This window comes from Nocardia sp. 852002-51101_SCH5132738 (assembly GCF_001665695.1).
Lineage (GTDB): Bacteria > Actinomycetota > Actinomycetes > Mycobacteriales > Mycobacteriaceae > Nocardia > Nocardia nova.
Map to the genome: position 1 here is coordinate 172,718 of NZ_LZML01000217.1, position 25,502 is coordinate 198,219.

Consider the following 25,502-nt stretch of genomic DNA (forward strand, 5'->3'; position numbering starts at 1 on the left):
GATAGCACCCGTCAAAGGTGCCGCCGACGCCGCCGGTACGGCACGCATCGGCGAACACCCTGCGCGGCAACGTGATTCAGTGTGCGCCGCGGAAATCCCGCAACCAGCCCAGCCAGGCGTCCAGTTCGGTGAACGCGTGCGCGCGCACCTCCGGCGCCGACAGGAACACGTCGTGGCGGGCGCCCTCGATCGGCACGATGTTCGTGCGGCCGCCGAGACATCCCGACCAGCGCTGAATCTGGCGAACGTCGAGCACCACATCCGACACATCGGCGGCGGGGCCGTACTCGCGCATGAACTTCGTCACCTTCGACCGCAGGATCAGCGCCGGAACGCCGACGTCGAGTCCGTGATGCAGTTCCGCGTGACCCCTGCGGATGGCGCGCAACCAGCCCAGATGGACCGGGAACCCGCCCAGCGGCTTCCAATCCAGGTTGTAGTCCCATTCGCCGGAGACGCTGGTGTGCAGGCTGTCGCCGTAGGTGCTCAGCTCACCGCCGGGCAGGCGTGTCATCGCGCGCAACCGGCCGACACCGCCGATCACGGCGGTGCCGATGTGGCGGTAGTAAGCCGGGCCCTGCAGATCGAACCACGGGCTGTTGAGCACCAGGCCGGTGATGTCTTGGGCGGCGGCGTCGCGGCGGTTCAGCCACAGCGGCAGCACCAGACCGCCGGTGGAGTGAGCCATCAGCAGCACCGGCAACCCGGTCTCCTCGCGCACGATCTCGACCGCGCGGTCCAGTTCCGCGTCGTAGAGCCGCAGGTCGCTGACGTAGTGCGCGGTCTGCCCGGGGCGTCGGGAGCGCCCACACTTGCGCAGGTCGAGGGCGTAGAAGCGGTAGCCGCGCGCACTCATGTGCTCGGCGAGGTGCTTCTGGAAGAAGTAGTCGGTGAAACCGTGCACGTACAGCACGGCGCCGGCGGCCGGCTCGGCGATGTCGGGCTCGTGGCGGACCAAGGTGGCCTCGACGACCCCCTCACCGTCGGGATCGGGGCCGAGGGGGATGGTCAGCTGCCGATATCCCTCGCCCAGGACATCGGGCTGCCAGGCGTGGGTGGTCGACGGGGCCAGCGGCGTCTCGTTCGTCACAGCTTCACGATATTCGACCCGCTCAGGGGCCTGCACGGCGAGCCGTGCCGAAGGTGCATGTGTGAGGGTTTCGGAAACGGGCATGGTGAGGGGCAGAATCAAGTTGAAGTGAACGGCGGGTAACCTCATTACCCGCCCACCAAGTGCCCGCGCTGGACAAGGAAGTCGATCACCCCGTGCCGAACGCTGCGATGACTGAAAAGACCGATGTAGTCCTCATCGGTGCCGGCATCATGAGTGCCACCCTGGGTGCACTGCTTCGCCAGTTGCAGCCCGACTGGTCGATCACCATGTTCGAGCGGCTGGACGCGGCCGCGCCCGAGAGCAGCGACCCGTGGAACAACGCGGGCACCGGCCACTCGGCGCTGTGCGAGCTGAACTACACGCCGCAGGCCGCCGACGGTTCGGTCGACATCACCAAGGCGATCGATATCAACGAGCGCTTCCAGGTGTCGCGCCAGTTCTGGGCCTACGGCGCCGAGAACGGCGTGCTCGCCGACCCCTCCGGCTTCATCAATCCCATTCCGCACGTGAGCTTCTGCCACGGCGCCGACGGCGTGGAGTATCTGCGCAAGCGCCACGCGGCGCTGGCCCGGCACCCGCTGTTCGAGGGCATGGAATTCATCGACAGCCCGGACGAGTTCACCCGGCGCCTGCCGCTGATGGCCCGGGGTCGCGACTTCTCCGAGCCGGTCGCGCTGAACTGGACCCAGACCGGTACCGATATCGACTTCGGATCGCTGACCAAGCAGCTGCTGGCCTACCTCGGTTCCTCGGGCGTGGAGATCGCGTTCGGCAACGAGGTGCGCAACCTGTCCAAGCAGTCCGACGGCAGCTGGACGGTCAAGGTCCGCAACACCCGCACCCGCACCTCGCGCACGATCAACGCCAAATTCGTCTTCGTCGGCGCGGGCGGGTATGCGCTGCCGCTGCTGCAGAAGGCCGGCATCAAGGAGATCCAGGGCTTCGCCGGATTCCCGGTCAGCGGCCAGTTCCTGCGCTGCACCAACCCCGAGCTCATCGCCCAGCACGACGCCAAGGTCTACGGCAAGGCCGCCGTCGGCGCGCCGCCGATGTCGGTGCCGCACTTGGACACTCGGGTCATCAACGGCAAGCCGGGCCTGCTGTTCGGCCCCTATGCCGGCTGGACCCCGAAGTTCCTCAAGGACGGCAAGTTCAGCGACCTGCTCAAGTCGGTGCGGGCCGGCAACGTCACCCCGATGCTGGGTGTCGGCGTCACCGAACTCGGCCTGGTCAAGTACCTGGTCAGCGAACTGCTGAAGTCGCCGTCGGGCAAGGTGAACACCATGGAGGAGTTCATCCCGCGCGCCGACGGCCACGACTGGGAGCTGATCACCGCCGGTCAGCGCGTGCAGATCATCCGGCGCAAGGGCGTCGGCGGCGTGCTGGAGCTCGGCACCGCGGTGATCACCGCCGGTGACGGCTCCATCGCCGGACTGCTCGGCGCCTCGCCCGGCGCCTCCACCTGTGTCAGCGCGATGATCGACGTGTTGCAGCGCTGCTTCCCGGGCGAATACGCCGACTGGACACCGAAACTCAAGGAAATGGTGCCGTCGCTGGGTGTGAAGCTGTCGGAGAACCAAGCGCTGTTCCACGAGGTGTGGGACTGGTCCACCAAGGCACTTCATCTCAACGGCAGCGGCCGGGTCGACAACACGCCGATCGCCGTAGGGGTCGCGCACAGCTGAATCATGTGATAGCAAGACGCGATGATGTCAACGGTTGCGCTCAAACGGTCGTGGGCCGCGGATCTCGATACCGCGACGCTGTACAAGCTGTTGAAACTGCGCGTCGAAGTGTTCGTCGTGGAGCAGAAATGCGCTTATCCGGAACTGGACGGGCTCGATCTGCTCCCCGAGACACGCCACTTCTGGCTCGACGACGAGGGTGAGATCATCTGCACCCTGCGGCTGCTGGAGGAGCACAACAACGGCGTGAAGTCGTTCCGCATCGGCCGGTTGTGCACCACTCCCGAGGCGCGCGGTCACGGCTACACCACCCGGGTCCTGCAGGCCGCCATCGCCGAAGCCGGTTCGGCGACAGTGCGTTTGAATGCCCAGACCTATCTGGTCGACCTCTACACCAAGCACGGGTTCAAGCCCGACGGCGAGGAGTACGAGGAGGACGGGATCGCGCACATCCCCATGCGCCGGGGCTGAGTGGCGAATCCACCACGGAGATTTCGGCCCCGTACCCCTTTGTCGGGTGCGGGGCCCTCTCGTGTCGCGGGAAAGTCAGTCGCGCAACGGATTCGGCGCCGGATCGCTGTCCGCACCGCACAATTCGCGGGCGAGCATCGTGGCGCCGGCGACCGCGCCCGGCATGAGGACGACGGCCACGAACGGCACGAGGAATGCGGCCGCCAGCGGAATGCCGAAGCCCCACACGAGCATTCGATGTGACCGCAGCATCGTGAGATGTTCGCGCAGCTCGATTCCGCGGCGCAGCATCGCGACCGCGGTCAGTTCCTGAGCCAGGAAGAACCCGGCCACGCAGACTCCGAGTACCGGGATCACCGTCTGCCCCACGACCGGCAGGAATCCGGCGCAGAACAGCACCACGCCCCACACCGCCGCCCGGATCAGAATGCGCACCCCGTCGCGGACCCCGATCCACACCTCGCGCCACAGCGGCAGTCCCGATTCCGGCGCCAGGCCGCCGGCCGACAGCGACCGATCCACCCGTTCCGACAGGGCCTCGTAGAACGGCTGGCCGATCACCAGCGTCACCGCGGTGAACGTGATCACCGCCAGGAACATCCCGAGCAGCACAAGCAGCACGGCGAGGCTGCCGCGCAGCAGTCCGGGCCACGGCGACGTCCAGTGCGCCGCGAACGGCGTCGCCCACGCCACCAGATCCCCCGCGAACCACACCAGCGCCACCAGCAATCCCAGATACAGCGCCATCGAGATCACCCCCGGCAGCAACCCCAGCCCCAGCTCCCGCCGATGCGCCGCGGCCCACCGCTGCCCCCGCACCAGATATCCGAAGCCCCGCACCACATCCCGCACCCGCCCAGCGTATTCGGCGGGTGGGCAGTTCGCCGAAACTCCTCGTGCGGCTGTGGGAAACTGCGAGGTGTGCGCAATCTTCGAGTCGGCGTGCTCGTCTCACACAACGGCTCGAATCTGCGCGCCCTCCACCGGTCCTCCCTCGAGCCCGGCGCGCGCTTCGAGATCGCGGTCGTCATCGGCAACAACAGCGGAGCAGCGGGTCTGGCCTACGCCCGCGCGAATCGCATTCCGACCCGGCATCTCTCGGGCGCGACCCATCCCGACCCCGACGCATTGGACGATGCCATCCGTGCCGCTCTGGTGGCGCACGCGACCGAGTGGGTGGTGACCGCGGGTTATATGAAGAAGCTCGGCCCGCGCACGCGCCGGCAATTCGATTCCCGCATCCTCAACATCCACCCGGCGCCCTTACCGCGATTCGGTGGCATCGGCATGTTCGGCCTGCGCGTGCACGAAGCGGTGCTGGCGTCGGGCGTCGCGGTCACCGGGCCGACGGTGCATCTGGTCGACGGCGACTACGACACCGGGCGGGTGATCGCGCATCGGGAGGTTCCGGTATTAGCGGACGACACAGCCGGGACCTTGGCCGCGCGGGTGCTCGAGGCCGAGCCTGTGGTGTTGCCACTGGTGGTGCGGCAGATCGCGGCGGGGCGGCGGCTGTAGCGCGACAGGGCAGCCCGGTGCGGGGGCGGAATGGGGCGCGCATACAGTGGGGGCGTGTCCGATTTCCGAGGTGAATCCGCATCGGCCGTGTCCGCGCATCGTGACGGTGAGGCGGGGTTTCCGTTCTCGGCGGTGGTGGGGCAGGAGCAGCTGCAGCTGGCGCTGATTCTGTGCGCCGTGCATCCGGGGATCGGCGGGGTGCTGGTGCGCGGAGAGAAGGGGACCGCGAAATCGACCGTGGTGCGGGCGCTGGCGCAGTTGTTGCCGCCGGTGACCGACGAGGGTGGGCCGCGGCCGGCCCGCCTGGTGGAGTTGCCGGTGGGTGCGACCGAGGACCGTGTCGTGGGATCGCTGGATCTGGAGCGAGTGCTGCGCGACGGGGAGCAGGCATTCCGGCCGGGACTGCTGGCGGCGGCCCATCACGGTGTGTTGTACGTCGACGAAGTGAATCTCCTGCACGACCATCTGGTCGACGTCCTGCTCGACGCGGCGGCGATGGGACGGGTGCATATCGAACGTGACGGCGTGTCGCATTCGCATCCGGCCCGGTTCGTCCTGGTCGGCACCATGAATCCGGAGGAGGGCGAACTCCGCCCTCAGCTGCTGGACCGGTTCGGCCTCACCGTCGACGTCGCGGCTTCGCGCGATGTGGACGTGCGGATGGCGGTGGTGCGCCGCCGGCTCGACTACGAGGCCGATCCCGACGGCTTCGCCGCCGCCTACGCCGCGGCCGATCGCGATGTCGCCGAGCGCATTCTCGCCGCCCGCGAACGCCTCGCCGAGGTGGCGCTCGACGATATCGAACTGCGCCGGATCGCCGCACTGTGCGCCTCCTTCGACGTCGACGGCATGCGCGCGGATCTGGTGGTGGCGCGGACCGCGACGGCCCACGCCGCCTGGCGCGGAAGTGACTGCGTGACAGCCGAAGACGTGCGGATCGCCGCGGAACTGGCGCTGCCGCATCGCCGCCGGCGCGATCCGTTCGACGAACCGGGCATCACCGACGAACAACTCGACGACGCCATGCGGGAAGCCGAACAGGAGGCCGAGCGGGCCCGCTCCGAGCACAGCCGTGCGGAGAACGAATCTGCGAGCGGCGCAGCCGATTCGGACAGCGACCTCGAGCGTGAGTTCGAGGGCGATACGGACACCGACGCAGGCCCCGAGAACAACGGTTCCGACGGCGGCCCCGACGACCGGGGACCCGACGACGACGGCCCCGACTCACCGGGCGGCGGCCCGCGCGGTGGCGCCCGCGAGGGCAGTGCGGGGGCGCCGGCGAAATCCGCTGCCCGCCCGCCGCACTGGGAGATACCGGGAGTCGGGGAGGGTGCTCCCGGGCGCCGATCACGCGCCCACACCCGGCACGGCCGGGTGGTGCGATCGGTCACCGACACCTCCGCGGGCCTGCATCTGCTGGGCACGCTGTTCGCCGCCGCGCCGCATCAGCATGCCCGCGGCCGCGTCGAGGGCCCGCTGACACTCGAGGCGACCGATCTGCGTGGCGCGTATCGCGAAGGGCGCGAAGGCAATCTGGTGGTGTTCGTCGTCGACGCCTCCGGATCGATGGCCGCCCGCGACCGCCTCTCGGCCGTCACCGGAGCGGTGGTCGCTCTGCTGCGCGACGCCTATCAGCGCCGCGACAAGGTCGCCGTGATCACCGTGCGCGGCAGCGAGGCCGAGCTGGTGCTGCCGCCGACCTCCTCGGTGGATATCGCGGTGCGGCGCCTCGCCGGCCTGCGCACCGGCGGCAAAACCCCACTGGCACAAGGATTGCTGAAGGCGCGCGAGGTGGTGGCCCGCGAACACGTCCGCGATCCGCAGCGCCGCGCGATGGTCGTGCTGCTCACCGACGGCCGCGCCACCGGCGGTGCCGACCCGATCCCGCGGGCCCGTGCGGCCGCCCGCCTGCTGGCCCGCGACGGCGTGGCCGGCGTGGTCGTGGACTGTGAAGGCGGCATGGTCCGGCTGGGTCTGGCCGCCGAGTTCGCCAGGGAGTTGCGCGCCACCTACCTGCGCCTCGGCGAGCTCACCGGCGATTCGGTCGCCGCCGCGGTGAAGTCCGGATTGCCGCACCACCTGGCGGCGTGAACGCTCGTGCCACCATCGGCGACCGCTCCGATCGTGGCACGGCCGGACCCGCGCGGCCGGGCGGGTGCGCGGATGTGGGAATGTGATGCGTAGGTGCTCGACCAGGAGGATGCAGCGATGCCGAAGGGCGTTCCGGAGACGATTCCCGACGACGGGCTGACCACTCGCCAGCGGCGTAATCAGCCGGTGCTCGCCGTGCACACCGGGCCCGGCAAGGGAAAGTCGACCGCGGCGTTCGGGATGGCGCTGCGGGCCTGGAACCAGGGTTTCGATATCGCGGTCTTCCAGTTCGTGAAGAGCGCGAAGTGGAAGGTCGGCGAGGAGGCCGCCTTCCGCACCCTGGGCCGGCTGCACGAGGAGACCGGCACCGGTGGTCCGGTGGAATGGCACAAGATGGGCGAGGGCTGGTCGTGGACCCGCAAACAGGGCAGCGAGGACGACCATGCCGCGGCGGCCCTGGCCGGCTGGCGGGAGATCGCGCGCCGGCTGGCCGCCGAACAGCACCGCTTCTACGTGCTCGACGAGTTCACCTATCCGCTGAAATGGGGGTGGGTGGACGTCGACGAGGTGGTCGAGACGCTGCGGAACCGGCCCGGCAATCAGCACGTGGTGATCACCGGCCGCGAGGCACCGCAGGCGCTGGTCGACGCGGCGGATCTGGTCACGGAGATGAGCAAGGTGAAACATCCGATGGACGCCGGGCGCAAGGGCCAGCGAGGTATCGAGTGGTGACGGCGGCCGGCCGATGACCACTCCGGCCGTGGTGATCGCCGCGCCCGCCTCGGGCAGCGGAAAGACCACGCTGGCAACCGGTTTGATCGGAGCGCTGCGCCGCGCCGGACATCGCGTCGCGCCGTTCAAGGTGGGGCCCGACTACATCGATCCGGGCTATCACGGCCTGGCGGCCGGGCGGCCGGGACGCAACCTGGATCCGGTGCTCGTCGGTGCCGAGCGGGTGGTGCCGCTGTACCGGCACGGCAGCGCGGGCTGCGACGTGGCCGTGGTCGAGGGCGTGATGGGCCTGTTCGACGGCCGGATCGACGCCGAGAACCCCGCCCCCATCGCCGAGGGCTCGACCGCGCAGGTCGCCGCGCTGCTCGGCGCGCCGGTGCTGCTGGTCGTCGACGCGCGCGGCCACAGTCAGAGCCTGGCCGCCCTGCTGCACGGTTTCGCGACCTACGACAGCGGTATCCGGCTCGGCGGCGTGATCCTCAACCGTGTGGGCAGTCCGCGCCACGAACAGGTGCTGCGCGGCGCCTGCGCCCGGGTCGGCCTTCCGGTGCTGGGCGCACTGCCGCGAATGGACGAATTATCGGTTCCCGCACGGCATCTCGGGCTCGTCCCGGCGGTCGAGCACGGCTCCGCGGCGCATGCGGCGGTCGAGGCCATGACCGAACTGGTCGGCGCGCACATCGATGTGGGCGCGGTCGCGCGACTGGCCGCGGCCGACGTGGACGGGCCCGCGTGGGATCCGATCGGCGAAGTCGCGGCGGCGGCCCCACACCTACAGTGGCGGGGTCCAGGCGTGAGCCGGACCGCCCTCGACGGCCCGGAGCCGGGCGAGGACACCGGCCGCGCCGGATCAACGCTGCCCTTCGACAGCACGGCGCGTACCGTCGGCAGGTCTGACAGCTCGGCGCCTGCGATCGGCACGTCGCGGATCTCGGCGGAGACGGCGGGGCAACAACAGTCCGGCGAGCCGGAGACGCCGATACCGATATCCGCCTCGGGCGGCGGAGTGCGAGAGCCCGCGCCGATCATCGCGATGGCGGGCGGCCTGGCGTTCACCTTCGGCTACGCCGAACATCGGGAACTGCTGACAGCGGCCGGAGCGCGGGTCGCGGTCTTCGATCCGTTGCACGAGCAATTGCCCTTGGGGACAGGCGGTTTGGTCCTGCCCGGTGGCTTCCCCGAGGAGCATGCCGCCGATCTGGCCTCGAATACGCCACTGCTGACCGCGGTCGCCGAGGCCGCCGCCCGAGGCATGCCGATTCATGCCGAATGCGCGGGCCTGCTCTATCTGACCCGCTCGCTGGACGGCCATCGCATGGCCGGAGTCCTCGATGCCACCGCCGAATTCGGACCGCGCCTGACCCTCGGCTACCGGGATGCGGTGGCATTGGCCGATTCGGTGTTGTGGCGCACGGGAGAACGCGTGCGCGGCCACGAATTCCACCGCACCCGCTTGGTCAGCACGGGATCGCACCCACCCGCCTGGGGATGGCGCACCGACGACGCCGCGGTCCGGGAAGGTGCGGTGGCCCACCAGGTGCATGCGTCCTATCTGCACACTCATCCCGCCGGGAACCCTACGGCCACAGTTCGTTTCGTCGCGATGTGCGAACAGTTCGACGCGGCGCACGCCGGCGTGTGACGGCGATGGGCGAGCTCCCGGCCGAACGAGCCGCCGGCGGACCGCTGTATCCGGCGTCGCGGCGTGCCGGGCGGGTCGACGATCATTGCGGCGGCCGGGCGAGGAGGCCCCGATGAGCGAGGCGGTGGTCGTGGGTTTGGGGGCGCGGCCGGATCCCACAGCGGAAGCCATTGTGGCGGCCGTGCGGAAAGTTCTGGGGAACAGCACGATTCGATGCCTGGCGACGATCGATCGGCGGGCGGAGGAGCCGGGAACCGTCGCGGCCGCCGCCGCATTCGGGGTGCCGGTGATCGGATTCGGTGCGGACGAACTGGCCCGGGTCGACGTCCCCCATCCGGGTCACCGCGCGGCGGTCGCGATCGGCACGCCCAGTGTCGCCGAAGCGGCCGCGCTTCTCGCGTGGCGCCGCTGGGGAGGGCGCGGGCGGCTGATCGTGCCCAAGACGGTCGTCGGCACGATCACGGTCGCTGTCGCCGAGCGAGTGTGAACACGGGCCCGGCCGTTGCGGCCCCGCGAGCAGGCTCCGACGACGCTCGGCCGAATCCCAAAAGGTGCGGATTCGGCCGAGTGGTCGCGAAAGCTGTTGTCCGGAAGTGCGTTACACGCAGGCACCGCCGAGGGCCGCCGTCGTGACGATGGTGTATCCGGCGACCGGTGACAGTTCCGGCAGGCCGTCGTAGTACACCGCGCTGACGACGTGCTCGCCCGGCCGGTCGGGCACCCAGCCGATGCTGGCGACCCCGTTGACCACCGGCGCGGTGCCGACGATATTGCCGCTGATCCCGGAAAGGTGACTGAAGAAGTCGACGTTGCCGTGGGTGACGGGGCTGCCGTCGGGGTTGCGCACCGTCGCCACCGCGTTCTGGGCGCAGCCCACCAGCGCGCCGCTGACCGGGCTCAGCGCCGACCCGGACATCGATACCGAGATCGTGGGCGCCACCGTCGCACCGGCCGGGGCCGCTCCCACGACCGGAAGCAGCGCGCCCATCAGCGCACCGGCGGCCAGGACCAACCCGGCACGCGTACGTGCGCGCCACGCCCGCCCGGAAGACAGCGCCGGGCCCGGGAAAACCTGGGAGGAACCACGCGAAACACGGAATCCGCTCATCGTGCCTGCCTCTCGCTGTGCCGTCCCGGGCCGACGGCCCGGCGTCGATCCGTCGGAGGGTACCTGAGATCCAGCTCACATCGGATTCGCCACGCGGAGCTGCCCCGACATTGCGGTACGCGGAGCGGACGCGAGTTACGGCGCGACCGAGGTCCAATCGGCGAAGCCGGTGGGGTCGTGACGGCCGAGGCTGCCGTGTTCGAACAGTCCCCAGCCCTCGGCGTCGCCGCACCGTGCCTGTCCGACGTGGTCGATCACACCCCACGGAATGCGCCCGGCCACCGCCGGATCCGTCAGGTCGTAGCTGCTGCTCGACGACCAGTCGCGGCCCTTCCACTGGCCGTGCAGCCAATCCGGATCGCCGCCGTAGCCACAGCCGATATGCAGCGGAATGCAGGTGTGGGCGCGGACCTCCACGGTGAGCGGCGAGCCGTCGCCGGCGGTCATATCGAGCCGCGCGGACACCGGAATGCGTGTGCCGGAACGGTATTCGATGTGCACGCGGGGCCAGCCGAGCTGTTCGACCCGCCCGTCCGGCCACACCCGCACGGCGTCGTTGAGGGTGCGGAAGCCGTCCGGATTCTCCTGCACGATCACCACGATCGCGAAGTCGTCGAAGCGCAGCGGAACATACAGCCACCAGAATCCGGCCGCCGGTTCGCTCGCATCGCGCCCGGGTGGTTCGGTCTCACCGACCGGCCGGATACCCCAGGACCGGTCGCGGGTCCCCATCCAGACGTCGGGGTCCACGGCGATGTCGTCGCCGTCGACCTGCAAGGTCCCCGACCAGGAGCCGACCTGGGCGAACCGGGAGGCGTCGATGATCGGCCGGCTGCCGGTGTGGATGAGATGCGGCTGCTCCTGGACGGCGGGGAACGAACCGTCCCAGGTCAAGTCGAAGGACAGGTCCTCGTGCTCGCAGATCACCCGGACGCGCCGCAGCGGTTCGATCACCTCGATGCGATAGCCGCCGACGCTCATGTTCAGGTTCCGCGGCGGCAGCGCGTCCGAGAACCGGACCGTCCGCAGGACATCGCCACGGCGCACCGCGGCATACGCGTCGATCACGCCGAGATTCGGATAGACGCCGAAGCCGGTAACCAGCATCGTGCCGCTGCTGCGGTCGTGAGCGTTGAAGTAGCTGCGGTCGTAGAAGTTACGGTCGGTGGTGGCCGCGCGCGCCAGCGACAGCGGTGTCTGGTGCACCGGATATTCGTCCAGCGGAACCGGCGCCTGCTGAGCCGGATGTCCGTCGATGCCTGTCATCGGTCTCCTCGATCCCACTGGTAGGTGCCGTCGAGCAGGGCCTCGAGGGCCGCTCGGTGCATCACGTAATCGTCCCGGTCGTCGGTGTCGGTGTCCTCGCCGAAGTGGATCATCCGCCGTTTGATGCGCGCCATCACGATGCCGTGCCGCAGCGCGGCGTAGACCAGGTACCACTCCAAATCCCGCAGACGGTGGCCGGTGAGCTCCTCGTAGCGCGCGACCACGTCGTCGCGGCGCAGATAGTCGGGCAGTCCGGGCTGGTCGAAGCGGGTGGCGATGTCCTGGAAGAAGCGATGGATGAAGATCAGCCACGCCACGTCGAGTTCTCGCGGGCCGAGCGTGGCCATCTCCCAGTCCAGGACCGCGGCCGGGTCGAATTCGTCGAAGATGATGTTGCCCGGCCGGGCGTCGCCCCAGTTCAGTACGTCGGGCCCCGGATCGGCGGGCCAGTGCTGTTCGAGCCAGTCGAAACCGCGCTCCAGCAACGGGATTCGATAGCCGTCGTCGGCGAGCGCCCACCGGTACCAGTGGCGCTGGGCGTCGAAATGCCGGCGCAGCGACGAGCCCGCGCCGGCCAAGGCGGGGAATGTCGCGGCCGGGTCGGCGATGGCGTGGACCCTCGCGATGATGTCGACCGTGGCGTGGGTGATCCGCATCCGCTGCTGTGGCGTGGCGTCGAAGACCCAGCCGACGAACACGTACGGCGGATTGTCCTCCGGAATCCGCCCGTTGATCCGCTCCATCACGAAAAACGGTGTGCCGAGCACGGATTCGTCCGGCTCGAACCAGCACAGTCGCGGCACCGGCACATCGCTGTGCGCGCCGACGCCGGCCATCACCGCGTACTGGGTGTCGAGGTCGTAGGTCTCGAAGACCGGGAACGAGCCCTCCTCGGGTGGCATCCGTGCGACGTAGGAGCCGGTCTCCGTGCGGCCGTCGCGCTCCCAGCTAGCCTCGAACATCACCGAGGAGCTGGACATGCCGCCCGCCTGCGGCCGCGACAGCCCCGTGACCACCGGCGCGGTGGTGCCGGTGAGCTTGCCGGCCAGCCACCGGGTGAGTCGCTCGGCGAGGTCGTCGAGATCGCGAGCGCTGGTGGTCAGCTGCCGCCGCTGCCCGGGGTCGGTATCGGATTCGCCCGACATTGCGGACCTCCTGACGGGATGAAAATGTCTGTGCGCCAACTCTTTACGCACCGGCACGGCAATATCCGGCCCGGTGCGGGCGGCGTGTGGATGAAATGTAACGCGTTCTAATGCGCGGTGGCGCGAAATCGGCGGCGAATTTTTCGCCGTTCCGCTGACCGGGACCCGGTTTGCCCACAGTGCGCGCGAACGGTGCGGGGACCACCAACCCTGACCTTAGTGCTGCCACGTACGCCGCGCGGAGTACCGCCGAATCGGGGTCCGGCCCTGAGGACTTTCGCCGCAGGCCCTCGTAACGTCGGACACCGATCCGCGCACCCCGGTCGCTTCGGCGCCGGCGGCACTGCCTGTGCGCCGGAGCATCCGGGGAGAGGAGTGGGTAGTGAGTGTCATGGTGGCGCAGGCCGAACCGCCGCAGCTGGAGCACGAATCCGAGACGGCGGCGGGCTGGAAACCGCTCACCCGGCAGGCCTTTCGGTTCACGTTCCTGTACTTCGGGTTGTTCTGCCTGATCTATCCGCAGATCGTCTTCGCCTTCACCGGCTGGTTCGGCCGCTGGCTCGACGCCGACGCGGTGCTGTGGCAACCACGCTTGCTGCGCCCGGTGCTCGAGTGGGTGGGGCGCACGGTCTTCGGAGTGCATCCGGTGCTGAGTCCCAACGGCAGCGGTGATCAGACGATTCTGTGGGTGCTGGTGTTCTGCATCCTGGTCGTCGCCCTCGCGGGCACGTTGATCTGGACGCTGCTGGACCGCCGTCGCACCGATTACCGGCGCCTGGCCGGCTGGTTCCTGCTGTTCCTCCGGTTGTGTGTGGCCGGTCAGATGCTCAACTACGGGTTCGCCAAGGTCATCCCCACCCAGATGCCCGAACCGATGCTGTCGACGTTGCTCGAGCCGTACGGCAATCTGACCCCGATGGGGGTGCTGTGGAATCAGGTCGGGATGAGCCCGGCCTACGAGATCCTGCTCGGTTCCGCGGAATTGCTGGCCGGGATATTGCTGTTCGTTCCGCGCACGGCGACGGTGGGCGCGATGCTGACGCTGGTGAGCATGGCGCAGGTCTTCGTGCTCAACATGACCTTCGACGTGCCGGTCAAGATCCTGTCCGGACATCTGATGCTGATGTCGATGGTGTTGCTCGCGCCGCAGGCGCGGCGGCTACTGAATGTGCTGGTACTCGATCGCCCGGTCGCGAGCTCCACGGCGCCGTACCCGTTCCGCACCCGCCGGGCACGATGGATCGCGGCGCTGGTGCAGGTCGGCATCGGGGTCTGGGTGGCGGTGGCCCTGACCCACGTGAGCCTGCAGTTGTGGGACGAGGGTCCGGGCCGGACGAAACCGCCGCTGTACGGCATCTGGCAGGTCGACGAATTCAGTCGCGACGGGCAGCCGGTTCCGCCGCTGCTCACGGACCCGGACCGGTGGCAGCGCGCGGTATTCGACCTCGCCGGCGTCATGCAGTATCAGCGGATGGACGGGACGCTGGTGCCCATGCAGGTGCGGGTCGACACCGGCGCCCATCGCCTGGACCTGCATGCCGTGCCCGCCACCGCGGGGCACTCCGTGACCGCCGGCGGCTTCGCGTACGACCAGCAGGGCCCGGACCGGCTGCGTTTCACCGGAGAACTGGACGGACATCCGGTGACGGTGACCTTCCGGCGTCAGGACCCGGACGCCTTCCCACAGCGCAGCCGCGGCTTCCACTGGATCCAGGACGCGCCCGGGGAGTGAGGTCAGCCGGCCGCGGCGCCGATCTGGTTGGCCCAGTGCGGATTCGGGGCGTAGAACTCCCCGGTGCCGGGGGCGAAGGCGGCCGCCGCCCCGGCGCATCCCCACAGCCGGGCCACCAGCCACGCGGTCGGATAGCCGAGATAGCCGTATACGCCGTCGGTACACGGCGACGAGGCCCGGGCGCAGTCCGGTTGCCCTTGGACATCGTTGTGATTGGGGCCGACCAACGTGCCCCACACCTTCGTCACCGATCCCGGGGTGGCCTCGTAGTAGTCCTGGTTGGACTGCAGGCCCGGAAGTGCCCACAGCTTCTGCGAGGGGGAGATCAGCGCGTCGTCGGAGCCGTTGACGAAGAACACCGAACCGCCGCCGAGGCGGCGAGTGTCGGTGCAGCTCAATCTGTTCGAGCAGAACGACTGGGCGGGCAACTCGATCGGCACGGCGGTGCGAATCAGCCCGCCGGAATCGATCATCGCGTTGAGCACCCCGGTGGCACCTTGGGAATGACCGACGGCGCCGATCGCCGAGGTATCGAGCCGATCGTGGAACACGCTCGCCGGATCGGCGGCCCGCTCGACGAGGTATCGCGCCGCCCCGGCAATATCGACGCCCGTGCCGGTACTGCGATTCTCGGTCGCGATCACCACGAACCCCCACGAGGCCAGATGCCGCAGCAGATGGGCGTACTGGCGAGGTTGGGCGGCCGTGCCGTTACCCCAGGTGATGATCGGATGACGGGGGCCACGCGCGGCCACATCGGTCGGATACCAGATGTCGTAGGCGGCGCCGGTGCTGTCGCAGCAGCCGAATTCGTAGTGCTCGGTGACCTGCCACGGGCCGGGTTCCAGGTAGCGGGCCTCGGTCGGGCCGCTCGCGCGGTAGGGGTCGGCCGCGTACGCGGTGGCGGCCACCGCGGCGGCGACCGCGACCGTCACCAGCACCGTCAGAACCTGCAGCACGGCTCGTCGCATGTTCGCAGCATAGAACCGTGCCGAACACACCGTGACGGAACGACGGCCGGTGGGAATGAGTGTGCGTGGCAGCGGGTTGTGCCGTGGCATGGGTGTAGAACTCTCCGACGACCTGAAGAAGATCCTCGACGACACAAAGGTTTTCGCCACGCTCGCGACGATCGGCCGCGACGGGCAGCCGCACCTGACCGTCACCTGGCTGCTGCGGGAGGGGGAGGAGTTGGTGTACTCCACCACCGTGTCGCGTCAGCAGTACAAGAACGTGGTGCGCGACCCGCGGGTGACGATCATGATCAACCCGCCGGACAATCCGTACGTCTACGCCGAGATCCGCGGCACCGCCACCGTCGTCCCCGATCCGGAGAAGGCTCTGCCCGATCGGCTGTCGGTGAAATACACCGGCCTGCCCTATATCGAATTCAATCCCGCCTCCGTCGACGACGCCGAGCGAGTGGTCGTGCGGGTGACCCCGGAACGGATCAACGGCCGGCTCTGATGCGACCGAATTCACCTCGTGTGATTTTGTGAGATGAGTCTCGACTGTGATACGGCGAGCGTTGCAGAGCCGGTGTAACCCCTGCAGGATGGCGGGAGCGGCAGCTTCCGTCGCGCCAACTTCGCAGGTAGAGGGAGTTTCTCTTGGCTTCGTCAGGTCGCAGACAGAGTAGACGCACAACGCGCCGGTCCGGGATGCGCGCGGCAGCCGCGGGTGCCGCCGCACTGGCGTTGCTCACCGGCACGGGTGCCGGTGTCGCCGCCGCCCGTCCGGTCGGCGCGTTCGACGTCGGCGGGGCGATCGAGAAGGAATACGACCGCGCCGGCGGCGGCGCCTTCTTCGGCAACCCGACCGGGCCGGAATCCGACGCCAACGGCGGCAAATTCCAGGTCTTCGACCGCGGCTGCTCGATCTACTGGTCCGTGGGTACCGACGCCCATGCGATCTGCGGCCTGATCCGTGACAAATGGGGTTCGATGGGCTGGGAGAACAGCGCCCTCGGCTTCCCGCTCACCGACGAGGCCCAGGCCGGTAAGGACGGCAAGGCCCGCTTCAACCAATTCCCCGGCGGCGTGATCTTCTGGTCGGCGAGTACCGGCGCGCACCCGGTCTGGGGTTCGATCCTCGGCATCTGGAACGGCAACAACGCCGACCGCGGCCGTTACGGCCTGCCCACCAGCGACGAATACGACTACAACGGCGGCAAGGCCCAGGATTTCCAGGGCGGCCGGATCACCTGGAAGCCCTGATCTTCCGGGCCCGCGGCGTCGCGACGGGTGATTGCGGAGTTCACCCGGCCACGCCGTAGGCTGAAACCTTGTGCCGAATACGACAGACGACCAGCAATCCGGTGACCCGAACTATGTCGTCGGGCTCGATCTGGCCGGCCGCCGCGTCGTCGTCGTGGGTGGCGGCTCGGTAGCCCAGCGCCGGCTCGGACTGCTCATCGCGAGCGGAGCCGATATCGAGGTGATCAGCCGGACGGTCACTCCCGCGGTGGAGGCGATGGCCACCTCCGGTCAATTGCGCATCTCCCAGCGGGCCTACGCCGACGGTGATCTCGCCGGCGCCTGGTACGCGATCGCCTGCACCGACGAGCCCGAGACCAATGCCGCCGTGGTCGAGGAGGCCACCCGCCGCCGCATCTTCTGCGTGCGCGCCGACAATGCCCGGCTCGGCACCGCGGTGACTCCGGCCAGCGCCCGTTACGACGGGCTGACGCTCGCGGTGCTGGCCAGTGGACGGCACCGTCGTTCGGCCGCGGTGCGGACCGCGCTGCTGGAAGCCCTGCAATCGGGCGTGGTCATCGACGACTCCGAGCCCGTGGCGCCGGGTGTCGCGCTGGTCGGCGGCGGGCCGGGCGACCCCGATCTGATCACCGTGCGTGGCCGCCGGCTGCTGGCCCGCGCCGATCTGGTCGTCGCCGACCGGCTGGCGCCGCCGGAACTGCTGGCCGAACTCGGACCGCATGTGGAGGTCGTCGACGCGGCGAAGATCCCGTACGGCCGGGCGATGGCGCAGGAGGCGATCAACACCGCCCTCGTCGAGGGCGCCAAGGCCGGCAAATTCGTGGTCCGGCTCAAGGGCGGCGACCCGTACGTATTCGGCCGCGGCTACGAGGAACTCGAGGCGTGCGTGGACGCCGGGGTCCCGGTGACCGTGGTTCCCGGTGTCACCTCCGCGATCTCGGTGCCGGCGCTGGCCGGCATTCCGGTGACCCACCGCGGTGTCACCCACGAATTCGTGGTGGTGAGTGGGCACATTCCGCCCGATCACCCGGATTCGCTGGTGGACTGGCCGGCCCTGGCCCGGTTGCGTGGCACCCTCGTGCTGCTGATGGGGGTGGAACGCATCGAGAAGTTCGCCGCCGCACTCGTCGACGGTGGCCGCGCCGCCGATACGCCCGTCACCGTCGTGCAGGAGGGCAGCCTGCGCACGCAGCGGATCGTGCGCGCGGATCTGTCCACGGTCGCCGAACGCGTCCGCGCCGAGGGCATCCGGCCGCCGGCGATCATCGTCGTCGGCCCGACCGCGGGCTTCACCGCGGGCGCGCCGGATGCCGTCGAGCAGGCCGGTTAGGCCCGCGGTGCGTGCCCGGGACAGGGGCACAGCCCGCTCGAGCGACCCGCGGAAAGCGCGAGTACGCGTTGGGCTGGCCGGTGCCGATATCCGTTACAGTGAGTCACTGTGCTCGATAACCCCGCTGCGACGATGCAATATCCGGTGACGAAGCGGGCCTTCGGGCTGCCGATCCTGGTCCTGTCCGGCCTGCAGTTGATGGTCGTGCTGGACGGCACGGTCGTGATCCTGGCGCTGCCGGCCCTGCAACGCCATCTGGGCCTGACCAGTTCGGGCAGTGCGTGGACGGTGACCGCCTACGGCCTCACCTACGGCGGGCTGATGCTGCTCGGTGGGCGCCTCGGCGACTCGTTCGGTCGCAAAAAGATGCTGCTGCTCGGTGTTTCGTTCTTCACCCTCGCCTCACTGCTGTGTGGGCTGGCGCAGAACGAGGCCATGTTGATCGGCGCGCGGGCCCTGCAGGGCACCGGCGCCGCGATCGCCGCACCCGTGGCGATGGCGCTGGTGGTCAGTACCTTCGCGCCCGGACCGCCGCGCAATCAGGCGATCGCCATCTTCGGGTCGATGATGGGCGTGGGTTCGGTCGGCGGTCTCGTCGTCGGTGGCGCCCTCGCCGAATGGAATTGGCGGCTGATCTTCCTGATCAACGTGCCGATCGGACTGTTGATCATCCTGGGCGCGGCGTTCCAGCTGCACGATTCGGCCCACCATCGACTGCCCCTGGACGTGCGCGGTGCCTTCCTCGGCACCCTGGGCTGCGTCGGTGTGGTGTTCGGCGCGACCGAGGGCCCCGATCTCGGCTGGACCAGCCCGTACGTCATCGGCGCGCTGATCGCCGGATTGCTGCTGCTGGTGGCGTTCGTGCTGGCCGAACGGTCCGCCGTCAATCCGCTGCTGCCGCTCACCCTCTTCCGTGATCGTGACCGCTCGATCACGTTCATCGCCCTGCTGCTGGGCTCCGGCGTCCTCGGCGCGATGACCTATTTCGTCGCGCAGTTCCTGCAGAACGTCGTCGGCTACAGCCCGCTCGTCGCGGGTCTGGCCTCGATCCCGTTCACGATCGGCGCCGGCATCGGCACCGGCGTGGCGTCCAAGGCCGCGTTGATGATCCGGCCGCGGTGGCTGCTCGCCGGTGCGGCGACGGTGCTGGCCGGGGCCCTGTTCTTCGGATCCACCCTGGATCGCTACGTCGAATATCTGCCGACGCTGCTGGTGCTGCTGGCGGTGGTCGGTATGGCGATCGGTTTCGTGATCGTGGTCGGGCCGCTGTGCCTGCTGGTGGGCGTACCGGTGAACGAGGTCGGCCCGCTGTCGGCGATCGGCCAGATGATCCTCACCCTCGGCACCCCGTTCGCGGTCGGCCTGCTGACGCCGCTGGCGGCCTCGCGCACGCTCTCACTCGGCGGCCGGACCGATCGGACCTCGAATCTGACGCCCACCGAGGTGGCGGCGCTGTCCAGCGGTTACACCTTCGTGTTGCTCATCTGCGCGATCGGTGCCGTGATCATCGGGCTGCTGGTGCTGACTCTGCGCTACACGCCGCAGCAACTCGCCCAAGCCCAGCACGCGCAGGAGGAAGCGCAGCAGGTGTAGCCGTCTCGGCGGCGGCGCGCGCGTCTCAGCGGCGATCGAACAGTTCCAGTACTTCGGTTCTGCCGAAGACGGTCGCCGATTCCCGAGCCGACGGTGTGCCCGCGTCCGGATCGGCTCCGGCCGCCAGCAGGGCCTTCAGGATGTCGTCCTCGCCTTTGAACACCGCTCCCGCGGCCGGGGTCTGGCCGCGGTCGTTGGCGCGATCGGGGTCCGCGCCGCGTTCGAGCAGTGCTGTCACGGCCGCCTGCTGCCCGTGGTAGGCGGCCAGCATCAGCAAGGTGTCGCCCTTGTCGTTGCACAGATTCACCGGGACGCCCGCGTCGATATACGCCGCGAGCGTCGCGGCTTCGCCCGTGCGGGCCAGCTCGAAGAGCTTGGTCGCCAGTTCGACCAGGTCGGGATCCACGCCATAGGTAGCCACGGGCCATTACTACCACGGCGGGGCGACGGTCCGGCGAAGCGGCGACCTGCCTTTCGATCGGCTCGGCGCGCGGTGCGCGATCAGTTGTAGGAGCGCGCGACCCCGTCGAGAAGGTGTTCCAGGGTGTCGTAGGTCGGAGTGTCGACGACGTCGACCACATCCGGGGCGACCGGAATGTGGTGTTCAGCGGTGACGGCGCTGAACTGGGAGGGATCGGCGGTACGGAAGCCGTGCTCGGCGGCCAGGCGCTGCAGTTCGGGATCGGTGCTCAGCAGCTGTCCGACCCGGTCGCCGGTGGCGGTCAGTGGGACCAGCGTGTGCCGGGACAGGACCGTCGGAGACGGGTACAGCATCACCGCGTCGGCGGGCAGCTTGCCGGCGACGGCGGCCTCCACGAATTGCGATTCGTAGCCCCACACCATGGGCGTGGGACCCATTCCCGCAGTGAGGTATTCGCCGAACGGACCCGCGCTGGAATTCTCGGTGTACCCCTGTTTGGTGAACAGCCGCGACACCTTCGACAGCACGAAATTCTCGGCGGCCGGACCCTGCACGATCGCGTCGTCGTTGGCGACGTAGGCGGCCACCGCCAGATACATCGCCGCCGAATTGGAGGTCCGCGGATCGGTGGTCGAGATCAACACGTTCTTGCGCACCGGATAGGAGGTGTTGGCCTCCAGCTGATCCCACTGGGTGCCCTGCTGCGTGAGATCGAGATACCGCCGCATATCGAAGGCGGGCACAGTCCCCGGACGGGCGATTCCCGCGCGGGCGAGCAGGTCCACGATCGGCCGGAAACTGGCGACCACCATCGGCGAGGAGAACGGCGTGTATTTCGCGGTGATCCCGCGTTCGCGCTGAATTCGTTCGGCGGCCAGGCTGCTCGACGGAAAGGCGAAGTCGTCACCGTCCAGCTTCACCGACGTCGCGATCTGCCGCGATCCGGCCGGGTCCACCTCCAGCCGAATTCCCTTGTGCGCCAGTGCGTCCACCACGCGGGGATCGGTGAAGAAGCCCATCTTCTCCGACCCGACCACGCCGTGCGCGGTGATCAGCGCGGGAGCCGGGGCGGGGGAGCCGCTGTCGCCGCCGCGAAAGCCGAAGGCCACAACGAGCGCGACGACTACGACGACCACCGCGGCGGCTACGGCCAGGACCCGTGGCTCTCGCAATGCGGTTACCAGGCCCGCTGTGGCCGCTCCCCTGGAGGCCGGGCTCGTCGCGGCCGCGCGCTCCGGTTCCGGTTCTGCTGCAGCGTCACTCGCGGACGGTGTGGCGGCCACGATCTCAGGTTTCGTCGGTTCGACGGGGGAGTGGCCGGGTGCGAGCGCAGCCTCAGCGGCTGCGGCGGGAAGCGAATCGCGTTGGCCTGTACTGCCTTCGATGACGTCGGCGTCTGGCAGGTCGGCGTCTGCGTCTCCGCTGTCGGCGGATGCGGGGCGATCGGTACCCGGCGCGGGCTGCTGGGAGCCGGTCGCGTCGGCGGGCCAGGACTCGGCGCAGGATTCGGCGGCGGGGTCGCCGCTGTGTGCGATGTCGCCGGGGCGTGGCGAATCTGCCTCGCCGGGTGCGGGTTCCGAGGCACCGGCGTCTTCCGCGACGGTTTCGGTCGCCGATTCCGCGACGGCGCTCGGGACGTGATCGACGGGCGCGGGCATGTCATCGGCAGACGCGGCGTCGGCGGGCGCGGAGGTCGCATCGGCGGGCGCGGGCACGTCATCGGCGGGCGCAGGCGCGGCGTCGGTAGGCGCAGGCGCGGCGTCGGTAGGCGCAGGCGCGGTGTCGGTAGGCGCGACTTCGGTGGGCGCGGCGTCGGTGGCGTCCTCCTCGATCGAGGGCGCCGACACCCGCTCCGGAACAACCGGCGCATCCGCGTAGTCGAGTTCGTGCGAACGGTCGTCGGCCTTGGGCTGCGGTGGGGTGTGCTGCAATTCGCGGCGCACGATGCGTTCCACCAGAATCGGCACGAAATCGCGGACGGCGTGGCCGTCGAAGCGACGGCGCACCTGGCCGACCATTTCCTCTACCAATTCCGGGGAATGGCTGCTGCCGTAATGGCCGACCAGCCGATCGGTCAACTGACGCAGTGCCTTTTCTTCACGGTCGGTGGCGTCACCCACGCCGAACTCCTCGCCCAATCGCATCCCAACGGCAGCGGTCGGCCGGCCGCGCCGGAAATTACGATAGCGAGCCGGAATGCCCGTTCCGTGCCACCGTGTTTCGGCCCGATGACGATGAAATGCGCTGGTGGAGGGGTATTTTCCGGCGATTGTTCCCGTGGCTGGGCAGGCGCTATTCGGCTCGAATTACGTCGGCGGTCACCGAGAATTCACTCACGTGAGGACCAGCAGTTCGCTCGACGACGCGATTTCCACACGCAGCCCGGCCTTTTCGGCGATCCGCGCCAGTGCGCGGATATCGCCGGGCTCGGCGCGAGTCGACACCAGGGCCCGTGCCAGCAGCCCCTTGTGATGCTTGTTGAAATGGCTCACCACCGTGCGGCTGCCGTCCGGGCGTTCGGTCAGTACGGTCGCGGTCACCGCGCCGGGCAGTCGCCCCAATTGCTGATAGGTCCCCGAACGCAGATCGACGACCAGCTGACCGGCCGTCGCCTCCCGCAATGCCGGGGCCAGCACCGGTTTCCACAACGACGCCAGCGTCGGCAGGCCCGGCAGTTTCGAACCGCCCGACAGCCGATACCCCGGAATCGCATCCCCCGCGCGCACGATCCCGAACAGCGCCGAGCCGATCGCCAGCCGCGCCCCGGCGCGAGCGCGCTGCGTCTTGGTCAGCGAACCGGCGTCGAGCGCGTCGTAGAGCACGCCGGTGTAGCGCCGCAGCGCCGGTGCGGTCGCGGCGGTCCGCAGCGTCGCGTTGCGGGCGAGCGCGGTCTGCAAACCTTCCGCGCCCGCGCCGGTCGCCTTTCCCAGCCCCAATGCCACCCGTGCCGCCTCCGGGTTCGCGGACAATTCGATCAGCTCGGTGATCAGCTTGTCCCGCACCGCGGTGAGCTGCGGTAACCATAGGGAATCCAGATCGAGCGGACCGAGATTTCCGCCGTCGGACTTGGTTTCGGAAGGAGGCAGAATCACCAGCACGAGCCGATACGGTAATGCCCTGCAGGCATCCACGCAGCAGCGGCTAGTCTGTGCATCCGTGATCACCCGTCTCTCGCACCTGTTCCTGCGCACCCTGCGCGACGATCCCGCCGACGCCGAGGTGCCCAGTCACAAACTTCTGGTCCGCGCCGGATATGTGCGCCGGATCGCGCCGGGCGTCTATTCGTGGTTGCCGCTGGGTTTGAAGGTGCTGCGCAAGATCGAGGACGTGGTGCGCCAGGAGATGGACGCGATCGGCGGCCAGGAGATTTCGCTGCCCGCGCTGCTGCCGCGCGAGCCGTACGAAACCACCAACCGCTGGACCGAATACGGCGACAGCCTTTTCCGCCTGCAGGACCGTAAGGGAGCCGACATGCTGCTCGGACCCACCCACGAGGAATTGTTCGCCCTGACGGTCAAGGGTGAATACAACTCCTACAAGGATCTGCCGGTCACGCTCTACCAGATTCAGACCAAATACCGCGACGAGGAACGGCCGCGCGCCGGAATTCTGCGCGGACGCGAATTCGTCATGAAGGACTCGTACTCCTTCGATCTGGACGAGGACGGCCTGAAGGCCAGCTATGCCGCACACCGCCAGGCATATCAGCGGATGTTCGCCCGGCTCGGGATCGAATACGTGATCGTCGCCGCCACCTCCGGCGCGATGGGCGGCAGCGCCTCGGAAGAATTCCTGGCCAGCAGCCCGATCGGCGAGGACACCTACGTGACCTGCCGCGAATCGGGATACGCGGCCAATGTGGAGGCCGTGGTGACGCCCGCGCCGCCGGAGATCCCGATCGAGGGGCAGCCGGCCGCCGTCGTGCACGACACGCCGGGCACGCCGACCATCGCGTCCCTGGTCGACTGGGCCAACGACGCCGGTATCGCCGAACGGTACGGCCGCCCGGTGACCGCCGCCGACACGCTCAAGAACGTCATGGTGAAGCTGCGCCACCCCGACGGCAAATCCGAGATCGTCGGCATCGGCGTGCCCGGCGACCGCGAGGTCGACGCCAAGCGGCTGGGCGCGAGCCTCGAACCGGCCGAGGTGGAGTTGCTCACCGACGAGGACTTCGCTGCCAATCCGTTCCTGGTGAAGGGATACATCGGCCCGAAGGCGCTGCTGGACAACGGTGTTCGCTATCTCGTCGACCCACGCGTGGTGACCGGCACGTCGTGGATCACCGGCGCCGACGCCTCCGGCAAACATGTCGTGGGACTCGTCGCGGGCCGCGATTTCACCCCCGACGGCACGATCGAGGCCGCCGAGGTGCGCGACGGCGACCCCTCGCCCGACGGCCGCGGTGTGCTGCACTCGGCGCGCGGTATCGAGATCGCGCACATCTTCCAGCTCGGCTACAAGTACACCGACGCCTTCGAGGTGGATGTGCTCGGTGAGAACGGCAAACCGGTCCGGCTCGTCCAGGGTTCCTACGGGGTCGGCGTCTCCCGGATGGTCGCGGTGATCGCGGAGCAGATGCACGACGAGAAGGGGCTGCGCTGGCCGGCCGAGGTCGCCCCCTTCGATGTGCACGTCGTCATCGCCAACAAGGACGAGGCGGCCCGCACCGGAGCCGAGGAGGTCGTCGCCGGTCTGGACGCCCAGGGCGTGGACGTCCTGTTCGACGACCGCACCGCCTCACCCGGCGTCAAGTTCAAGGATGCCGAATTGCTCGGCATGCCTTGGGTTCTCGTCATCGGCCGGGGCTGGGCCGACGGCAAGGTGGAGCTGCGTAACCGCTTCACCGGCGAATCCGAGGACATCCCGGCGGACGCGGCCGTCGATACCGTGCTCGCGAAGATTCGCGGCTGATCGTCCGAGTGCACCCGGTCGCTGCGACCGGGTGCATCCGGCCGGCGACCCGCGCTACGGCAACGGAAGGCAGGACCTACCGGTGTTCAGGCCGCTGCTCGGGCTCAGGGCTGGCCCGGGAACGGTGTGGTCGCGGGATTCACGCCCAGAATCGACTGCCAGGTGGCCAGGCGGACGGCGCATTCGGTAAGGGCCTCGATGCCGATGCGGCGGCGATCCGGGGTGGTGGAGTGTTCCACGACCGCGCGCCAGGCCACCGCCGCGTCGGTCTCCACGGTGACGGCGAGTTTGGCCGCCGGGATGGGATCGTCGACCGGAAACGGCGGGGTGTAGGCGGCGGCGGGCGCCGGAACACTCGCACCGGCCGCCTTCAGTGCGTCGACGGTGGCGTCGCGGCGGGCACGGTGGGCCGCGGTGAACTCGGCGACGACCTTCGCGCGCTCCGGGGACGCGTAGGCCGCGATGAGGCCGTAGGCGTAGACCGCGGTGTATTCGGCGTTCAGCGCGTCGAGCAGCGCCTGCTG

The 25,502-nt window shown here is 69.2% G+C and carries 23 protein-coding genes; 13 read left to right on the forward strand and 10 right to left on the reverse strand.

Translation table 11 applies throughout. The features are described from left to right. Positions 1-76: 76 nt before the first annotated feature. On the reverse strand, positions 77-1,090 hold the full coding sequence (locus tag A5789_RS35055) for an alpha/beta hydrolase (RefSeq protein WP_227463058.1): 1,014 nt from the start codon (positions 1,088-1,090) through the stop codon (positions 77-79). Between the two features lie 191 nt (positions 1,091-1,281). On the opposite strand from A5789_RS35055, the gene mqo reads away from it, so the two are divergent. Continuing rightward, positions 1,282-2,799 (forward strand): malate dehydrogenase (quinone), encoded by a 1,518-nt coding sequence (mqo, locus tag A5789_RS35060; RefSeq protein ID WP_064904040.1) that lies wholly within the window; start codon positions 1,282-1,284, stop codon positions 2,797-2,799. A gap of 21 nt (positions 2,800-2,820) precedes the next feature. Further along, positions 2,821-3,270 carry a GNAT family N-acetyltransferase gene (locus A5789_RS35065; RefSeq protein ID WP_030513138.1) on the forward strand — a complete coding sequence of 150 codons (450 nt, stop codon included), beginning with the start codon at positions 2,821-2,823 and terminating at the stop codon, positions 3,268-3,270. A gap of 75 nt (positions 3,271-3,345) precedes the next feature. On the opposite strand, the gene A5789_RS35070 is transcribed toward A5789_RS35065, so the two are convergent. After that, on the reverse strand, positions 3,346-4,122 hold the full coding sequence (locus A5789_RS35070) for an EI24 domain-containing protein (RefSeq protein ID WP_064903971.1): 777 nt from the start codon (positions 4,120-4,122) through the stop codon (positions 3,346-3,348). Between the two features lie 69 nt (positions 4,123-4,191). Here A5789_RS35070 and purN point away from each other — a divergent pair, with 69 nt between their 5' ends. The 5 genes from purN to A5789_RS35095 all read left to right on the forward strand — a co-directional run bounded on the left by purN (position 4,192) and on the right by A5789_RS35095 (position 9,740). Further along, positions 4,192-4,788, forward strand: a complete 597-nt coding sequence (purN, locus tag A5789_RS35075; RefSeq protein ID WP_064903973.1) for a phosphoribosylglycinamide formyltransferase — start codon at positions 4,192-4,194, stop codon at positions 4,786-4,788. A gap of 54 nt (positions 4,789-4,842) precedes the next feature. Then, entirely contained in the window at positions 4,843-6,879 is a 2,037-nt protein-coding gene (locus A5789_RS35080) for a magnesium chelatase subunit D family protein (RefSeq protein WP_227463059.1), read from the forward strand. A gap of 117 nt (positions 6,880-6,996) precedes the next feature. Next, positions 6,997-7,611: a cob(I)yrinic acid a,c-diamide adenosyltransferase gene (gene cobO, locus A5789_RS35085; RefSeq protein ID WP_063014897.1), complete on the forward strand. Its 615-nt coding sequence runs from the start codon at positions 6,997-6,999 to the stop codon at positions 7,609-7,611. A gap of 13 nt (positions 7,612-7,624) precedes the next feature. Then, the gene (locus A5789_RS35090) at positions 7,625-9,253 is read left to right on the forward strand and encodes a cobyrinate a,c-diamide synthase (RefSeq protein WP_064903975.1); all 1,629 of its coding nucleotides are present in this window, start codon (positions 7,625-7,627) and stop codon (positions 9,251-9,253) included. A gap of 112 nt (positions 9,254-9,365) precedes the next feature. Continuing rightward, entirely contained in the window at positions 9,366-9,740 is a 375-nt protein-coding gene (locus A5789_RS35095; RefSeq protein ID WP_064903977.1) for a cobalamin biosynthesis protein, read from the forward strand. 111 nt (positions 9,741-9,851) lie between these two features. Here the strand turns inward: A5789_RS35095 and A5789_RS35100 are convergent, their stop codons facing one another. The 3 genes from A5789_RS35100 to A5789_RS35110 all read right to left on the reverse strand — a co-directional run bounded on the left by A5789_RS35100 (position 9,852) and on the right by A5789_RS35110 (position 12,772). Continuing rightward, positions 9,852-10,361 carry a hypothetical protein gene (locus A5789_RS35100; RefSeq protein WP_146098616.1) on the reverse strand — a complete coding sequence of 170 codons (510 nt, stop codon included), beginning with the start codon at positions 10,359-10,361 and terminating at the stop codon, positions 9,852-9,854. 135 nt (positions 10,362-10,496) lie between these two features. Then, positions 10,497-11,627 (reverse strand): hypothetical protein, encoded by a 1,131-nt coding sequence (locus A5789_RS35105; RefSeq protein WP_064903979.1) that lies wholly within the window; start codon positions 11,625-11,627, stop codon positions 10,497-10,499. Next, positions 11,624-12,772, reverse strand: coding sequence for a phosphotransferase family protein (locus tag A5789_RS35110; RefSeq protein ID WP_064903980.1), 1,149 nt, complete (start codon positions 12,770-12,772; stop codon positions 11,624-11,626). The genes A5789_RS35105 and A5789_RS35110 overlap by 4 nt, the downstream gene beginning before the upstream one ends. Positions 12,773-13,163: 391 nt before the next feature. Here A5789_RS35110 and A5789_RS35115 point away from each other — a divergent pair, with 391 nt between their 5' ends. Then, the gene (locus A5789_RS35115; protein WP_082941172.1) at positions 13,164-14,504 is read left to right on the forward strand and encodes a DoxX family protein; all 1,341 of its coding nucleotides are present in this window, start codon (positions 13,164-13,166) and stop codon (positions 14,502-14,504) included. Positions 14,505-14,506: 2 nt separating this feature from the next. Here A5789_RS35115 and A5789_RS35120 read toward each other — a convergent pair whose 3' ends face one another. Next, positions 14,507-15,475: an alpha/beta hydrolase gene (locus A5789_RS35120; RefSeq protein WP_064903982.1), complete on the reverse strand. Its 969-nt coding sequence runs from the start codon at positions 15,473-15,475 to the stop codon at positions 14,507-14,509. Between the two features lie 88 nt (positions 15,476-15,563). Between A5789_RS35120 and A5789_RS35125 the strand changes: the two genes are divergently transcribed. From A5789_RS35125 to A5789_RS35140, 4 genes are all read left to right on the forward strand, one after another. Then, the gene (locus A5789_RS35125) at positions 15,564-15,971 is read left to right on the forward strand and encodes a PPOX class F420-dependent oxidoreductase (protein ID WP_063014887.1); all 408 of its coding nucleotides are present in this window, start codon (positions 15,564-15,566) and stop codon (positions 15,969-15,971) included. A gap of 194 nt (positions 15,972-16,165) precedes the next feature. After that, positions 16,166-16,720: an LGFP repeat-containing protein gene (locus tag A5789_RS35130; RefSeq protein WP_030513149.1), complete on the forward strand. Its 555-nt coding sequence runs from the start codon at positions 16,166-16,168 to the stop codon at positions 16,718-16,720. A gap of 70 nt (positions 16,721-16,790) precedes the next feature. Then, positions 16,791-18,050 carry a uroporphyrinogen-III C-methyltransferase gene (gene cobA, locus A5789_RS35135; protein ID WP_064903983.1) on the forward strand — a complete coding sequence of 420 codons (1,260 nt, stop codon included), beginning with the start codon at positions 16,791-16,793 and terminating at the stop codon, positions 18,048-18,050. A gap of 132 nt (positions 18,051-18,182) precedes the next feature. After that, entirely contained in the window at positions 18,183-19,643 is a 1,461-nt protein-coding gene (locus A5789_RS35140) for an MFS transporter (RefSeq protein WP_063014883.1), read from the forward strand. Between the two features lie 25 nt (positions 19,644-19,668). Here the strand turns inward: A5789_RS35140 and A5789_RS35145 are convergent, their stop codons facing one another. From A5789_RS35145 to yaaA, 3 genes are all read right to left on the reverse strand, one after another. Continuing rightward, positions 19,669-20,064: an ankyrin repeat domain-containing protein gene (locus tag A5789_RS35145; RefSeq protein ID WP_227463061.1), complete on the reverse strand. Its 396-nt coding sequence runs from the start codon at positions 20,062-20,064 to the stop codon at positions 19,669-19,671. An 80-nt stretch (positions 20,065-20,144) separates the two neighbouring features. Next, positions 20,145-22,184: a three-helix bundle dimerization domain-containing protein gene (locus A5789_RS37555; protein ID WP_197516798.1), complete on the reverse strand. Its 2,040-nt coding sequence runs from the start codon at positions 22,182-22,184 to the stop codon at positions 20,145-20,147. Positions 22,185-22,397: 213 nt separating this feature from the next. After that, positions 22,398-23,162, reverse strand: coding sequence for a peroxide stress protein YaaA (gene yaaA / locus A5789_RS35155; protein WP_064903987.1), 765 nt, complete (start codon positions 23,160-23,162; stop codon positions 22,398-22,400). Positions 23,163-23,220: 58 nt separating this feature from the next. Between yaaA and A5789_RS35160 the strand changes: the two genes are divergently transcribed. Continuing rightward, positions 23,221-24,978, forward strand: coding sequence for a proline--tRNA ligase (locus A5789_RS35160; RefSeq protein ID WP_063014876.1), 1,758 nt, complete (start codon positions 23,221-23,223; stop codon positions 24,976-24,978). Positions 24,979-25,082: 104 nt separating this feature from the next. On the opposite strand, the gene A5789_RS35165 is transcribed toward A5789_RS35160, so the two are convergent. Next, positions 25,083-25,502 (reverse strand): ferritin-like domain-containing protein (locus A5789_RS35165; RefSeq protein ID WP_064927431.1); only part of this gene is annotated, 420 nt, incomplete at its 5' end.